The 14,549-nt window shown below is 67.2% G+C and carries 11 protein-coding genes; 6 read left to right on the top strand and 5 right to left on the bottom strand.

Features of this window, described 5'->3' with window-relative positions:
* Positions 1-81 precede the first annotated feature (81 nt).
* Positions 82-999 (bottom strand): M23 family metallopeptidase, encoded by a 918-nt coding sequence (locus tag VGK32_06690; GenBank protein HEY3381437.1) that lies wholly within the window; start codon positions 997-999, stop codon positions 82-84.
* A gap of 252 nt (positions 1,000-1,251) precedes the next feature.
* Here VGK32_06690 and VGK32_06685 point away from each other — a divergent pair, with 252 nt between their 5' ends.
* Positions 1,252-1,998: a Mut7-C RNAse domain-containing protein gene (locus VGK32_06685; protein HEY3381436.1), complete on the top strand. Its 747-nt coding sequence runs from the start codon at positions 1,252-1,254 to the stop codon at positions 1,996-1,998.
* 42 nt (positions 1,999-2,040) lie between these two features.
* Here the strand turns inward: VGK32_06685 and VGK32_06680 are convergent, their stop codons facing one another.
* From VGK32_06680 to VGK32_06665, 4 genes are all read right to left on the bottom strand, one after another.
* Positions 2,041-4,662 carry an ABC transporter permease gene (locus VGK32_06680; GenBank protein ID HEY3381435.1) on the bottom strand — a complete coding sequence of 874 codons (2,622 nt, stop codon included), beginning with the start codon at positions 4,660-4,662 and terminating at the stop codon, positions 2,041-2,043.
* Positions 4,663-4,691: 29 nt separating this feature from the next.
* Complete coding sequence (locus VGK32_06675) at positions 4,692-5,057, bottom strand: PadR family transcriptional regulator (GenBank protein HEY3381434.1); 366 nt, start codon at positions 5,055-5,057, stop codon at positions 4,692-4,694.
* A gap of 135 nt (positions 5,058-5,192) precedes the next feature.
* A complete protein-coding gene (locus tag VGK32_06670) occupies positions 5,193-6,737 on the bottom strand; it encodes a YifB family Mg chelatase-like AAA ATPase (GenBank protein ID HEY3381433.1) in 1,545 nt (514 codons plus the stop codon).
* Positions 6,738-6,901: 164 nt separating this feature from the next.
* Complete coding sequence (locus VGK32_06665; protein ID HEY3381432.1) at positions 6,902-8,647, bottom strand: LysM peptidoglycan-binding domain-containing protein; 1,746 nt, start codon at positions 8,645-8,647, stop codon at positions 6,902-6,904.
* Positions 8,648-8,967: 320 nt separating this feature from the next.
* Here VGK32_06665 and VGK32_06660 point away from each other — a divergent pair, with 320 nt between their 5' ends.
* The 5 genes from VGK32_06660 (at position 8,968) to pilM (ending at position 14,547) form a co-directional block, all read left to right on the top strand.
* The gene (locus VGK32_06660) at positions 8,968-9,840 is read left to right on the top strand and encodes a hypothetical protein (GenBank protein ID HEY3381431.1); all 873 of its coding nucleotides are present in this window, start codon (positions 8,968-8,970) and stop codon (positions 9,838-9,840) included.
* A gap of 28 nt (positions 9,841-9,868) precedes the next feature.
* Positions 9,869-10,534 carry a lytic transglycosylase domain-containing protein gene (locus VGK32_06655; GenBank protein ID HEY3381430.1) on the top strand — a complete coding sequence of 222 codons (666 nt, stop codon included), beginning with the start codon at positions 9,869-9,871 and terminating at the stop codon, positions 10,532-10,534.
* Positions 10,535-10,648: 114 nt separating this feature from the next.
* Positions 10,649-11,863 (top strand): type II secretion system F family protein, encoded by a 1,215-nt coding sequence (locus tag VGK32_06650; protein HEY3381429.1) that lies wholly within the window; start codon positions 10,649-10,651, stop codon positions 11,861-11,863.
* A 36-nt stretch (positions 11,864-11,899) separates the two neighbouring features.
* A complete protein-coding gene (locus tag VGK32_06645) occupies positions 11,900-13,579 on the top strand; it encodes a GspE/PulE family protein (GenBank protein HEY3381428.1) in 1,680 nt (559 codons plus the stop codon).
* Complete coding sequence (pilM, locus tag VGK32_06640) at positions 13,576-14,547, top strand: pilus assembly protein PilM (protein ID HEY3381427.1); 972 nt, start codon at positions 13,576-13,578, stop codon at positions 14,545-14,547. The genes VGK32_06645 and pilM overlap by 4 nt, the downstream gene beginning before the upstream one ends.
* Positions 14,548-14,549 lie beyond the last annotated feature (2 nt).

Raw genomic sequence — 14,549 nt, 5'->3', positions numbered from 1 at the left:
GAAACGGCTGCGGGTGTCGTCAAGGGAAGGAAACGGGCGCCATCGATGGACGCCCAAATCCAACGGGCTGGCGCGTCCGGATCACGGACGGTGCGCGCTGGTCAGCAGGCGCAGGGGATTGGTGAGCTGTCCGTTGACCAACAACTCGTAGTGCAGGTGCGGGCCGGTCGCACGGCCGGTCGCGCCGACGTAGCCAATCACCTCGCCGCGATCGACGTGAGCACCAGGCTTGGCGGCAAAGCCGGACAGGTGCGCGTACCGCGTCACCAGGCCGAAGCCGTGGTCGATGACGATCATGTTGCCGTAGTCGCCGCTCCACCCCTCGGATGCCAGCGTGCCATCGGCTGTGGCGTACACCGGCTGCCCCTTGTCGGTCGAGATGTCGATGCCGGTGTGCACGGCCAGGCCGCCGTTGAACGGGTCTTCGCGTTCACCGAACGTCGCCGACAGCGCGCCGTGGGCCGGCCAAATCGAGGGCGTCGCGTTCACGAGCGCCGTGCGCTTCTCGACGTCACCGCGGACGATCTGGAGGCGGCTTCCGAGACGGCCCAGCAGTTCGCGCAGGACGCCGAAGGTATCTTCCGGAGACGCGAACGCGGGGGAGAGCACCGACCGGGAGACCGGCGTATCGGGGTTCGCACCGCCCATCGCACGGGATCGGACGATGCCCGGCAGTTTCGCCAGTGCCCTGGCGGAGTCCGAGTCCAGGGGCGCGTGCACACTGAGGTCGGTGACGGCCGCCTGCACGCTCTCAATCTGATCGGTCAGTTCCTTGGTGGCCGCGCGGTAGCTGTCGTTCTCGAGGCGGAGCGTGGCCGCCGACGCCCGCAACCCACTAACCTCGGCCAGCGCACTCCACCGTGCGCCGAGGCCAACGAGCACCGGAAGGCTGAACAACATCGCGACCACGATCACCGTGGGCCGCAGGCTCATCGTGAAACGACGCACAACACCCGTCGTCCGATCGGCGATCACGATGGTATAGCGTCTTGAGGTCACCTGGCTGCTGCCTCCTCGAGTGATATCAGAAATGGACGTCCTGCGGCGCCAGCCCCTGAAGGACGCCAGAAGCAGCTTTGATACAGAACCGAGACTTTATCACGGGAACGAAGGTATTCCCAAGCCGGAAATTGCAGGCGGCGAACACAAGGCGAACACAACTCGGCTGCCCTCGATTCGGTCTCTTGGATCGTTTATCGGTTCCTGGCGGCATCGGCTTTGTACTCCGCCGGGTGCTAGACTCAATCTGCCGTGCATGCGACGCTGCGGTTCTACGCCGAGCTGAACGACTTCCTGCCTCGCGAACGACGCCAGATCGCGTTCGAGCACTCGTGGGACGGCCAGGTCGCCGTCAAGGACCTGGTCGAGGGCCTGGGCGTGCCGCACACGGAGGTAGATCTCCTTCTGGTCAATGGCGAGTCCTGCGGTTTTGAGCGGCTGCTGCACGACGGCGACCGGGTCGCGGTGTATCCGGTCTTCGAGGCGCTCGACATCGCCGCCGTGACACGCGTGCGGCCCGAACCCCTCCGGGAGCCGGCCTTCGTGCTCGACGCCCATCTCGGCCGCCTGGCCGCGCTGTTGCGCTTCGCAGGATTCGATTCCCTGTACCGAAACGACTTCGACGACAGGGAACTCGCGGAGATATCCGCCGTGGAGCGTCGCATTCTGCTCACCCGCGATCGGGAGCTGCTCAAACGGGCCGCTGTGACGCACGGATTCTACGTCCGCAAGGCCGATCCGATTGGGCAGTTCGCCGACGTCATCGAGCGCTTCGACCTTCGCCGCCTGGCCCGCCCGTTCACGCGATGCTCGCGGTGCAATCGGCTGCTCGAACCAGCGACTGCCGCCAGCGTGGCCGAGCGCGTTCCTCCGCGAAGCCGCGATGCATACCGTCGATTCCTGCGGTGCCCGGGCTGCGGCCGGCTCTACTGGGAGGGCAGCCACCATCGGCGGTTGGCGCAGCGGCTGGCGACGGTTCTGGTTCCGCAAAGCGGCTGACGCCGAGCGAGCGGACTCAACCATGCGGCAGCCGATTCCCGGTCATTCAGATCGCAGCGTCGCCACCGGATCGACCCGGGACGCCCGGTAAGCGGGGATGCAGGCCGCGGTCACGGCGATCCCGACCAGGAGCATGGCCGCCGCGCCGAACGCCGCGGGATCGGTCGCCTTCACCTCGAAGAGCAGCGATTCGATCGTCCGCGTGAGTGCGAGCGCCGCGGCCAGACCGAACAACAGTCCGGCCGCCGCGAGCCTCAGCGCCCGCCAGACGAGCATGGCCACCACCTGGAGCCTGGCCGCGCCGAGCGCCATCCGGATGCCGATTTCGCGGGTCCGTTCGGTGACGGCGTAGGCCACGATGCCGTAGACGCCGATGGCGGAGAGCGCGAGCGCCGTCAGGCCGAAGAGGACCAGGAGGAACATGCTCAGCCTGGGTTCCGCCATGTCCTTGTCCATGATCTGCTGCATGGTCTGGACGTTGGCCAGGGCAAGTTTCTTGTCGACGGACCAGACCGCGCTGCGAACCGACGCCAGTGCGCTGAGGGGATCGACGCGTGTTCGGATTACCAGTGAGAGCCCGTTCCAGGAATTCTGGGTGTGCGGGACGTAGACGTTGTGCGGGACGTCGCCCGCGAGGCTGTAGTATCGAACGTCACCCGCCACGCCGACGATCTCGCGGTAGAGGTTCTCGTCTCGCCACGATCGGATACGCTGGCCGATCGGACTCCGGTTTGGAAACATCTTCCTGGCCATCGCCTGGCTGACGATGATGACCGGTGCGGAGGTTGCCGCGTCGTGGGACGTGAACGCGCGCCCCTCGAGGATCGGGATCTTCATGGCTCCGAAATAGCCTGGCTGGACGACGCTCCAGGCCGCCTCGGTGTCGGTGGACGCGGGCGGGGCTGGCTGTCCCTCCTCGAGAAAGACACGACCGAGGTAGAAGCCGCCGCCGCCGATCGGCAGCGAGCTGGCGGCCGAGGCCGTGACGACGCCGGGCACGCGCCGGACGGCCGCCGTGATGCGGTCGAATGCGTCGGCGATCTGCGGGTCATTCGCGTAGCGCGCCGTCGGCAGCGTGATCTCGACGGTCAAGACGTCTTCTGGAGAGACGCCCGGATCGATGGTCGTGATTCGGCCGACGCTGCGGACCAGGAGCGCGGCGCCGGTGAGGAGCACGATCGCGAGCGCCAGTTCACACACGACGAGCACGCTGCGCAGTCGGCCGCCACGCAGAGTCCCGGAGACCGTGCGTCCGGCCTCGTGGAAGGACCGTGCGGGAGAGATCCGCGCGGCGCGGAGCGCGGGCGCCAGGCCCGCCAGCACGGTGGTCGCCAGGCACAAGCCGACCGAGAACACGAGCACCCGCGCATCGACGTGAGCCTGCTCGATGCCCGGGATGTCTCGCGGCGCGGCGAGGATCAGCGCCCTCAGCCCCCAGTAGGCGAGGACGACACCGGCCACCCCTCCGGTTGCCGAGAGCAGCGCGCTTTCAGCGAGGAACTGGACGGCGATTCGCCGGCGACCGGCGCCAAGTGCCGCGCGAACGGCGATCTCGCGCTCCCGGGCGATGCCCCGGGCGAGCAGCAGGTTGGCCACGTTGACGCAGGCGATGAGGAGCACCAGCAGCGCCGCGCCAAGCAGCACCCACAGCGTCCGTCGGGCCGACGGGCCGACGATGTAGCTGTCCATCGAGTGGAGCTTCCAGCTCGTCTCGGCGCGGTTGGTCTCGCGCTTGGCGATCACCGCGGCCACGACGGTCAGCTTCGCCTGCGCCTGTTCGATCGTCACTCCGGGCTTGAGACGCGCCAGCGCGCGGTACACGTGATTGTCCCGGCGCAGCATGTCGGCGTCGGGCTGCCCCCCCGTGCCGAGCGGGCGGACCAGTTCGGCGTCGGCCGGCCAGATTCCATCGGGCCGCGCCACGCCGACGACGGTGGTTGGGACGCCGAAGATCTCGACGAGGCGGCCGATCACACCCGGGTCGGCGCCAAACCGGCGCGTCCATAGCTTGTGAGACAGAATCATGACGCGTGGTCCGTTCGGGAGGTTTTCCTCGGGCGTGAAAAACCGGCCGAGCAGCGGCGTCATGCCCATCACGCGGAAATACACGTCGTCGGCGCGGAGGGCAGGAACGCGCTCTGGCTCCGCCCCCTCCGTAATGTCCGCTCGGCTGGGGTTGTAGGCCGCCACGATGTCGAGCAGGCCGCGCTCGGCCCTCCAGTCCATGATGTCCGCATAGGCCACGCTGCCGCGGTCCGTTCCGAGCCGCTTGAACACCGTGCACGGGACCACGAGGCGATCGGAGTCCGGATAGGGCAGGGGTTCGAGGAGCACAGCCTGGACGAGGCTGAAGATCGTGGCATTCGCGGCGATGCCAATCGCCAGCGTCATCACGGCGACGACGGTCCATCCTGGGCTCCTGCGGAGCAGGCGCGCTCCGTATCGGAGGTCCTGGCCGAGCGCCTGCAGCGGGGCGAAGCTCCGCAGTTCGGCACGCGTCTCCTTCAGGAACGTCACGTTGCCGAACTGGCGGACCGCCGCGTGCCGCCCCTCGTCCGGCGTCATGCCCTCACGCACGAATCTCTCGGCGAGCAGACCGATGTGGGCCTCGACTTCCTGGTCGAATTCGCGATCCGCTTGGCCGCCCTCGAAGAGACCTCGCACTCTGGCCAGGAATGCCGAGAAGCGCGCGATCAGAAGTCACCGCCGGGTGCCAGCTGCAGCAGGCGGGTGATGACACCGGAAATCCGCTCCCAGTTCTCCGTTTCGGTGACGAGCTGCTTTCGACCCCGCCTCGTGATGGAGTAGAAGCGCGCCTTCCGGTTGTTCTCGGAGACGCCCCACGCGGAGGCGATCCAGCCCTGCTGTTGGAGACGGAGCAGGGAGGTGTAGACGGTGCCCTCGTTCAGGCGGAGGACGTCGCGACTCAGTTGCTCGAGCCGGCGGGCGAGACCGTACCCGTGCAGCGGTCCCAGGGCCTCGAGGGTCTTGAGGACCATGAGATCGAGGGTGCCCTGGAGGACGTCGGACTTCTTGGACTCCGGTACTCCTATGGTCATTGCACAGAAGCTATCATCGCTCCTGTGTGATGTCAATAGGAGCGATCGATGGTCAGCATCGCGCGGTGCAGGCACAGGATATCGACGCAGGCGGTGTCTCTTGGCGTGGCGTGGCGCGTGGCCTCGCCGCGGCGTTCACCTCGAAGACGGGCGGCCCTGTCCATCAGGCTCCTGCGTGCGGTACTGCAGCGCTTCACCGACATGTTGGGCGGCAACCGTGTCCGCGCCGGCGAGGTCGGCAATCGTCCTGGCCACCTTGAGCACCCGCGTGTAGCCCCGCGCGCTGAGACCGAGGTGCTGCACGGCGCGCTCGATCAGGCGGCGCGCGGCCGGCTCCGGCCGACACTGTCTCAACACCCAGCGGCCCTGGAGAGCCGCGTTCACGCGGACGCCAGCGACGAGGTTCCGCGCCTCCTGTCGCGCCCGCGCGTCGAGCACCCGCGCCCGAATCGCGGCAGACAACTCGGCGCCGGCCTCCTCTCCGAGCGCGGTCGCCGGCACGGCGGGAACCTCCACGACGAGATCGAGGCGATCGAGCAGCGGACCCGACAGGCGGCTGCGGTAGCGCTGGATCTCGTTCGGTGTGCACCGGCAGACGCGTGTCTGGTCGCCGAGAAACCCGCAGGGACAGGGGTTCATCGCCGCGATCAGCATGAACCTGGCAGGGAAGACCGCGGTCCGCGCCGCGCGCGCCACGGCGATCCGGCCTTCCTCGAGCGGCTGGCGCAGGACCTCCAGGACCCGGCGGTCGAACTCCGGCAGTTCGTCGAGGAACAGCACGCCGTTGTGCGCGAGACTGATCTCGCCCGGGCGGGGCAGCGACCCGCCGCCGACGAGCGCGATGTCGGAGATCGTGTGGTGCGGCGCGCGGAACGGACGTTCGATCAGGAGGCCGGCGCCCGGAGGCAGCAGCCCGCACACGGAGTGGATGGATGTGGACTCAATCGCCTCGTCGAACGACAACGGCGGCAGGATGCCCGGCACGCGTCTCGCCATCATCGTCTTGCCGGCGCCCGGCGGACCGATGAGCAACACGTTGTGGCCCCCGGCCGCCGCCACTTCGAGCGCCCGGCGGGCCAACGCCTGCCCGCGCACCTCGGCGAAATCGACCGCGTCGGCGCGCGCCTCGGGAGCGTTCGATACCGTCGAGGGCGGTCCGGGCCAGGCCGCCGGGGCGTTCAGCGCCTCCACGGCCTGCGCCAGCGAGTCCACCGGCATGACCTGCAACGGCTGGACGATGGCCGCTTCCTGGGCGTTGCCCGACGGGAGCAGGATGGCGCTCAGACCCTCGCGCCGCGCGGCCGCCGCGATCGGGAGCACACCGCGCGTTGCCTGGATGCCCCCATCGAGCGAGAGTTCACCGAGCAGGACGATATCGTCGACACGGCGCCGTTCGACCACGCCGCTCGCGGCCAGTACACCCAGGGCGATCGGGAGGTCGAACGACGAGCCGGCCTTGCGGACGTCGGCCGGGGCCAGGTTGACCGTGATCCGGTGCGGCGGAAACTCGAATCCGGAGTTCCGAATGGCACTGCGCACGCGGTCGCGGCTCTCGCGGACGCTCGGGTCGGGGAGACCGACCATCGTGAACGAGGGCAGGCCGAACGTGACGTCCACCTCCACGTGCACGGGATAGGCGTCTACGCCGAAGACCGCCGCGGTGCGCAGGCAGGCGAGCACGCGGCAAGCCGATGCAAGCCGCGGCCCGGCCTCGAACCGTGCGAGATCCTCAGAAAAGAGAGGGGTTGGCGCCTCATGACCCGAACGCGTGGCGGAGAGTGCACGGCTCCGGGCCGTGGAAGCTGGCAGTTCCTGCCGCCCGGTCGCCTCGGTTCAGCAGGCCCTCAGTGATGCTGCGCCTGGTAGCCGCGTGACGCGAAGATTGTCAGGCGAGCGCCCGGGACGAGCCGGTCGTCTCGCAGGCTGTTCCACTGCTTGAGCGAGGCCACGCTCGTCTGGTAGACGCGCGCCACCGAGTACAACGTGTCGCCGGACTTCACCCGGTAGACCAGTCTGACGCGCTCGGACAGATCGCCTGACGGCGTCTGCAGGACCAGTCTCTCCGAAGAGGCCGCCGGGCGCGACTCTGCGAGCGGGGCCGGACGATCCGGCCGACCGGCCAGGAGCAGCGTGGGTTCGACCGGAATGATCAGGTTCTGACCTGGGGAGACCCGGGCCTTGGTCGACAGGTAGTTTGCGTCGGCCAGATCGACGCGGCTGACACGGAGCTTGTTGGCGATCGAAACCAGTGTCTCGCCCTTCTTCACGGTGTACCGCTTCAATGCGGCGAGATCGGTCGGCGCAAGCTCCGCCAGCCGTTCCTCGACGGTCCCGGCCGTCCCCCGGGGGACCTTGACCTCGTAGTCCGGATAGCGCACCGGCGTCGTCCAGCGTCGGAGTTCCGGGTTGAGTTCCTGGATATCCGACACGTTGACCCCTGCCCACTCGGCAATTCGGCGCAAGTCCACGGGGCGCGGCACCTTCACCTTGTCGTACTCGACAGGCGCACTCGGGACCAGGTCGAAACCGTATTGGGCGGGATTGCGTGCGATGACGACCGCTGCGAGGATCATCGGGACGTACTCTCGCGTCTCCCGCGGCAGCGCCTTTGGCATCTGAGACAGCGACCAGAAATCGACCAGCCCGGTTCGCTTGACGGCACGCTGCACGAGGCCCGGTCCGCCGTTGTAGGAGGCGAGCGCCAGGTGCCAGTCGCCGTCGAAGAGGGTCGCCAGGGTTTCCAGGTACCGGGCGGCGGCGCGTGTGGCTTTTTCGGGATCCGAGCGTTCATCCACGTACCAGTCGCGCTTGAGCCCGTGCTCGAGGGCGGTTCCGGCCATGAACTGCCATACGCCCTTGGCTTTCGCGCGCGACACGGCGTTCGGATTGAAGGCGCTTTCGATGAGGGGGACGTAGGCGAGATCGAGCGGAAGGCCTTCCGCTCTGAACACCTGCTGGATCATCGGGAGATAGCGGGCGCCACGTCGGAGGCCGGTCCCGAACCATTCCCGCAGACGCCCCTGGAACAACTCGATGTACTCCAACACCCGGGCGTTCAGCGGAATGGCGATGTCGTGCGTCGTGCTCCGCAGGTCCGACGCGACGGCCTGCTTCAACGCATCCGACGGCGATGACGGTGGCGTCGTCGACAGATCGAGGAGCGTGTCGATCGGGGCCGGCTCGTACCGTTTCTCGGTGAACCCGTCGCCCTCGGCGAGGGCGACGACCTCGTACGCGCTGATCCGATCCACGAGGCGATCGAAGTGCTCCCGGAGTCGGGCGTCGTACCGCGCGCCATAGGGTGACTGCAGCAGCACGTCGACCGCCTGGTTGAATTCCTGCTTGGCCCGATCCAGGTGGCCGATGGACAGTTCCTGCTGTCCCGCCTCGAAGTGCCGTTGTGAGGACTGGATGAGCGTCGCGATCGGGTCGGCGGGCGCTGCGAGTGGCGGAGTGGGCTGCGCCCGCTGCGCCACGACCGGCGGGGGCGCAACCACCGGCAGACGCGCGTGCGACCGCGTCGAACACCCTGCGATCGTCGTGGCAAGCACGGCCACTGCAAATACCGGCCGCGCGTCACGCAAGACCATTGAGAACTCCCCGGCAGGCCCGACCCGCTGGGATCGGACGAAAATTCGGGACGACGCCTGAACACGCGCCGCAGATTTCGGGTCGGGCAAGGAGACACCGCGCGGCGCCGGGGGGCGGGCACCGTGAACGCGGCAGTGACAATGCGACCGAACCATACCATGCGGCCGCAGCGCTGGTCAATCATTCCGCGACTGCAAGTCCTTCCACCTCAATGGTAAAGCTCGGTTTGCCTCCAGTTCCACTCCTGGGCTACCATGAATTGCCTTCGTCTATTCGACGCCACAGGTTCTCGGTCCGACAGCAATCTAGCGGAGTTGCCATGAAGAGTCGCGTGTTCGCCTGGTTTCTCATCGCGTTGACCGTGGTCGCGGTCGGCTGCCGCAAGTCAGCCAACGAACCGCCCGTTGCAACGCCCACACTGGCACTCGACCATCTCCGCGTGCCGCTCGGCAGCCCGCTCAACATCACCTACGAATTCAAGGTGGCGCAGAACGCCCCGGCCTTCACCGAGGACTACCGCGTCTTCGTCCACTTCGTCGATGCGGACGACGAGATGATGTGGACCGACGACCATTTTCCCCCGACGCCGACCACGCAGTGGAAGCCAGGTCAGACGATTAAATACAACCGGCTGCTGTTCGTTCCCGTCTACCCGTATGTCGGCGAGGCCACGATCGACATTGGTCTGTACAACAAGGGCGGCAAGCGTTTGGTACTGGCGGCCGCCGACAAGGGGCAGCACGCATATCGGATGATGAAGATTCAGGTCCTGCCCCAGACCGAGAACCTCTATCTGACGTTCAAGGACGGCTGGCACCTGACGGAAACGGCGCCGGACAATCCGGGCAACGAGTGGCACTGGACGAAGAAGGATTCGACGATCAGCTTCAAGAACCCCAAGAAGGACTCGATCTTCTTCCTGGAACTCGGCGGCCAGCCCAAACTGCTGGCAGAGCCCCAGGCCGTGACGGTGAGCGTCGGCGACCAACTGATCTCGGCCTTCACGCTGGCACCGAACCGGGAGTTGAGGCAGATCGCCATCACCGCAGCGCAGTTCGGACAGGCTGAGCAAGTCGAGTTGAAGTTGCACGCCGACAAGACGTTCGTGCCGACCGTCGCGAGCAACGGCGCACAGTCGGACAACCGGGAGCTCGGCTTGTGCGTCTATCACGCATTCGTCCAGCCCAAGTAGTCGTGCGAATGCGGTAAGCTGGGAGGACATGGGACAGACCCTCCGGCGAGCACTCTGGACGGCGGGCGTCGTCCTGCTGGCGTGGCAGGCGACCGGAGGCGTGTGCGCGGCCGAACTGGTCTTCCTCTCGAGCGGCCGGACGCTGTCTGTCCGCTCGCATCGCCTTGATGGTCCGTCGATCGTGCTGACGCTCAGGACGGGCGGGGAGATCACATGCGAGTCCGCGCTGGTTGAGCGGATTGCCCCCGACGAAGTGCCGTATCCAGCGCCGGAGACAACGGTGCCGGCGCTCGGTACGGAGGCGTTGCTCCCAGTACCCTACGCGGAGGTCATCGACAGAGCGGCCGCTCGCGAGGGGATTGATCCCAGACTCGTACGGGCGGTCATCCAGGTGGAATCGGCCTATCAGCCCAGGGCGCGTTCCCGGAAGGGGGCCATGGGCCTGATGCAACTCATGCCGGATACGGCGCAGCGCTACGCCGTGGAGAATCCGTACGATCCTGGTGCGAACATCGAGGCCGGCACCAAGCATCTGAAGACGCTGCTCGCACGATTCGATCTTTCGCTGGCCCTGGCGGCGTACAACGCCGGCGAGGCAGCCGTCGAACGCTTCCGTGGCATCCCGCCCTATCCAGAAACGCAAAACTACGTGCGCCAGGTGCTTGGCCTCCTCGGTCGCCTCCCCGCGCGCTAGTCGCCGGGATCGGCGGCGCCGGCCGCGGGCGCCCTGCCGGAAGCCCGGCAGAAACTTGGTATAATCAACTCATTACCAACGTCATGCCAATTATTGACGTCACAATGGCTTGCGATGGAATTCCGCTGTAGGCTCTCGTCTCCGGGCGGCGAGATCTCCGAGGGGATTTACGCTGCCGATAGCGAGGAGCGGCTGCGCCGCGACCTCGAGCAGAAGGGCCTGTGCGTGCTGGCCTTGCGGCCGCGCCACGCCATCGGCGGATGGTCCCCGCGGCTGCCGGCCCGGCGTTCGATACCGGCCCGTGAGTTCGTGGTCTTCAACCAGGAACTGGCCACCCTGCTGAAGGCCGGAATGCCGCTCGTGCAGTCGCTCGACATCCTTCGCCAGCGGACCAGTTCGCCGCTGCTCAAGAGGGTGCTCGACGAGGTCCACGAGGAGGTGCGTGCCGGCACCGCCCTGTCCGATGCGTTTGCCGCGCGTGGCGATCTGTTCCCGGGCGTGTACACGGCCTCATTGCTGGCCGGCGAGAAGAGCGGCAGCCTCGAAGCGGTGCTGCGCCGCTATGTGGCGTACGTGAAGGTGCTCTCGGCAGTGCGCCGCCGAACGTTGTCGGCCCTCATCTACCCGACGGTGTTGCTCGCGCTGGCGTGTGCGGTCGTGGGGATCATCGTGATTCGTGTGGTTCCCGCCTTCTCGGACTTCTACGGACAGTTCGGCCACGAACTGCCGCTGGTCACGCGGGCCATCGTCGCGCTGTCGGATGCCATCCGGTCGCAGTGGCTGCCGATCCTGATCGTGCTGGCCGGCCTCGCGCTCGGCATCAATACCTGGCTGCACCGTCCCGGACAGCGCGAGCGGTTCGACCGGCTGCTGTTGCGGCTGCCCGCAGTTGGTCCAACCGTGCGCAGGTTCTCGACGTCTCAACTGGCGCGTACGCTGGCCACATTGCTCGGGGGCGGAATCCCGCTCGTGAACGCGATCGAGATTGCGAGCCGCTCCATCGGCAATCGATCGATGGCGGCGGCGCTGGAGATGGTGGGCCACCGGGTGCGCGAGGGCGAGCCGTTCGCCGCCGCCATGGCGGCCCGACACGTGTTTCCGGATGTCGCCATCAAGATGGTCGAGGTGGGGGAAGCGACGGGCGCGCTTCAGGAGATGCTCAACAGCCTGGCGGACTTCTACGACGAGGAAATCGAGACGGACCTCGGACGGTTCGTCACGCTGGTCGAGCCCGTCTTGCTGGTCGTCATGGGGCTGGTCATCGCAGGTCTGCTGCTGGCGCTGTACATGCCCTTGTTCCAGTTGTCGTCGGTTGTCGGGCCTGCATAGCGGCCGGTTTCCAGGGTCGGGTGAGAGAGGACGCGCGTGGATCCACGGGTTCCGAACACGGCATCGCCACGGGGAGCGGCCACGACCACGGCCGCCCCGTTCTATGCGGACGGCATTGCACCGGTTGGAGAGGAACGCACCGAGGAGGCGGCACAGGCGCGCCGCCTCGCGGAGCGCTACGGGCTGGAGTTCGTGGACCTGGAACAGTTCCAGATCGATCACGACCTGTTCCGATCGATTCCCGCCGATCTGATGCTGCGCTACGGCTTCGTGCCGCATCACCGCGACGGCCGCTCCCTCGTCATCGTGGTCTCCGATCCGACCGACCTCCCGATGATCGACGAGCTGGCGCTGCTGCTCGCCGCGCCGCTGAAGGTGACCGTCGGCGCGAGGTATGCGATCGAATCGATCCTCAAGAAGAGCGAGAGCTCGCAGCGCGTGCTCGAAGAGGCCACCGAGGGATTCGAGATCACGCTCCTCAAGGAGGAGGAGAACGGCGACGAGAGCCTGACGGTCGAGAAACTGACGAGCGACATCAGCCCGATCATCCGGCTGGTGGACTCGACGATCTTCACGGCGATCCAGCGCCGGGCGAGCGACATCCACATCGAGACGCAGGACGATGCGGTGTACGTGAAGTACCGGATCGACGGCGTCCTGCAGGCGGCGATGAGGCCGATCGCGAAGCAGTTCCACGGCGCAATCATCTCCCGCATCAAGGTCATGGCGGAGCTCGACATCGCCGAGAAACGCGTCCCGCAGGACGGCCGCTTCAAGCTGCGCGTGCCGGGGAAGACGATCGACTTCCGCGTGTCGATCATGCCGAGCGTCCACGGCGAGGACGCGGTCATCCGCATCCTCGACAAGGAGTCGATCAGCGAGCAGTTCTCGGAGCTGCGTCTCGACATCCTGGGGTTCCCCGAGGCCGAGCTGCGACGCTTCCGGAAGTACATCGCCGAGCCGTACGGGATGGTGCTGGTCACCGGTCCGACCGGCAGCGGCAAGACGACGACGCTCTACGCCGCGCTCTCGGAAATCAAGTCGCCCGAGGACAAGATCATCACGATCGAGGACCCGGTCGAGTATCAGCTCCAGGGAATCACGCAGATCCCGATCAACGAGAAGAAAGGGCTGACCTTCGCGCGCGGCCTGCGGTCGATTCTCCGCCACGACCCGGACAAGATCATGGTCGGGGAGATCCGCGACCCGGAGACCGCACAGATCGCGATCCAGTCCGCGTTGACCGGTCACCTGGTGTTCACCACGGTGCACGCCAACAACGTGCTCGACGTCCTGGGCCGCTTCCTCAACATGGGCGTCGAGGCGTACCAGTTCATTTCGGCGCTCAACTGCGTGCTCGCGCAGCGGCTGGTTCGGACGATCTGCCCGCACTGCAAGCGCCCGGTGAAGATCGGCGCCTCGCTGCTCATGGAGTCCGGCCTGGATCCGGCGATGGAGCAGACGCACGTCTTCTACGAGGGCAAGGGGTGCATCGAGTGTGGGGGAACCGGCTACAAGGGGCGGCAGGCCATCTGCGAATTGCTTGACCTCTCGGACCGGATTCGGGAGATGATTCTTGCCAAGCGTCCCAACACGGAAGTCAAGAAGGCGGCGCGCGACGAGGGGATGCGGTTCCTGCGCGAGTCGGCCGTGGAGCGCGTGATGCAGGGCGTGACATCGCTCCGCGAGATCAACAAGGTGACCTTCGTCGAATGACTCTGACCTCGCTCTTCGCCGCACAGCCGCCGACGGTGGCCGTCCAGATCGCCGCACGTGTCGTGTCGGCGATCGCGGTCACGCGGCCCGCCGGTGGCACCGTGATTTCGGGCCACGCGATCGAGCCGCTGCAGGCCGGCGTGGTGACGCCGGCGCTCACAGGCCAGAACGTCAGCGACGCCGCCGCGCTCGGTGAGGCGGTCGGACGCGTGCTGTCGCGGCTCGGAGGCCGGACCCGGCGGGTGGCACTCGTCCTCCCGGACAGCATCGCGAAGGTGTCGCTGATCCGCCTCGAGACCGTGCCGCCGCGGGAGGAGGATCTCGACCAACTGATTCGCTGGCACGTGCGGAAGACCGCGCCGTTCCACATCGACGAGGCCCAGGTCACCTATTCGCCCGGCATCGCCGTGCCCGGCGGAGGCCGGGAATTCGTGGTGGCGCTGGCCAGGCGCGACGTGGTGAAGGCGTACGAGGACGCGTGCGAGGTTGCCGGCGCGCAGGCGGGGCTGGTGGACCTGGCCACCTTCAGTGTCGTGAACGCGGTACTGGCGGGGGAGGCCGGCAGTTCGGGCGATTGGCTGCTGGTCAACGTCACGCCCGAGTACGGCTCGATTGCGATCCTGCGCGGCGCCGATTTGATCTTCTTCCGCAACCGTGCCGAAGGGAGCGAGGACACGCTGCCCGACCTCGTGCACCAGACCGCGATGTACTACGAAGATCGCCTCGGTGGCAGCGGTTTCGCGCGGGTGCTGGTCACCGGCAGCGGTGCCGACGGATGGGCGTCTGGTGCAACGGCCGGACTGGAAGCGACCCGCCGGCTCATCGATACGCGCCTGAACGTGAAGACCGAGACGGTCGATCCTCAGCGCAGTGCCAGGTTCGCGGACCGGATTGCCGCCGATCCCGCGCTGCTGAACATCGTGACACCGCTCGTCGGCGTGCTCGCGCGCGCCGGCGCCGGGGTGTAGGG

Source organism: Vicinamibacterales bacterium (assembly GCA_036504215.1).
Lineage (GTDB): Bacteria > Acidobacteriota > Vicinamibacteria > Vicinamibacterales > Fen-181 > FEN-299.
Note: the sequence above shows the minus strand (reverse complement) of the source record. Positions and strands in the feature narration are given on the sequence as shown.

Coding starts and splice junctions, on each gene's coding strand:
- VGK32_06660 (HEY3381431.1), top strand. CDS start 8,968: ATGAAGAGTCGCGTGTTCGCCTGGTTTCTCATCGCGTTGACCGTGGTC.
- VGK32_06675 (HEY3381434.1), bottom strand. CDS start 5,057: ATGACCATAGGAGTACCGGAGTCCAAGAAGTCCGACGTCCTCCAGGGC.
- VGK32_06665 (HEY3381432.1), bottom strand. CDS start 8,647: ATGGTCTTGCGTGACGCGCGGCCGGTATTTGCAGTGGCCGTGCTTGCC.
- pilM (HEY3381427.1), top strand. CDS start 13,576: ATGACTCTGACCTCGCTCTTCGCCGCACAGCCGCCGACGGTGGCCGTC.
- VGK32_06650 (HEY3381429.1), top strand. CDS start 10,649: ATGGAATTCCGCTGTAGGCTCTCGTCTCCGGGCGGCGAGATCTCCGAG.
- VGK32_06655 (HEY3381430.1), top strand. CDS start 9,869: ATGGGACAGACCCTCCGGCGAGCACTCTGGACGGCGGGCGTCGTCCTG.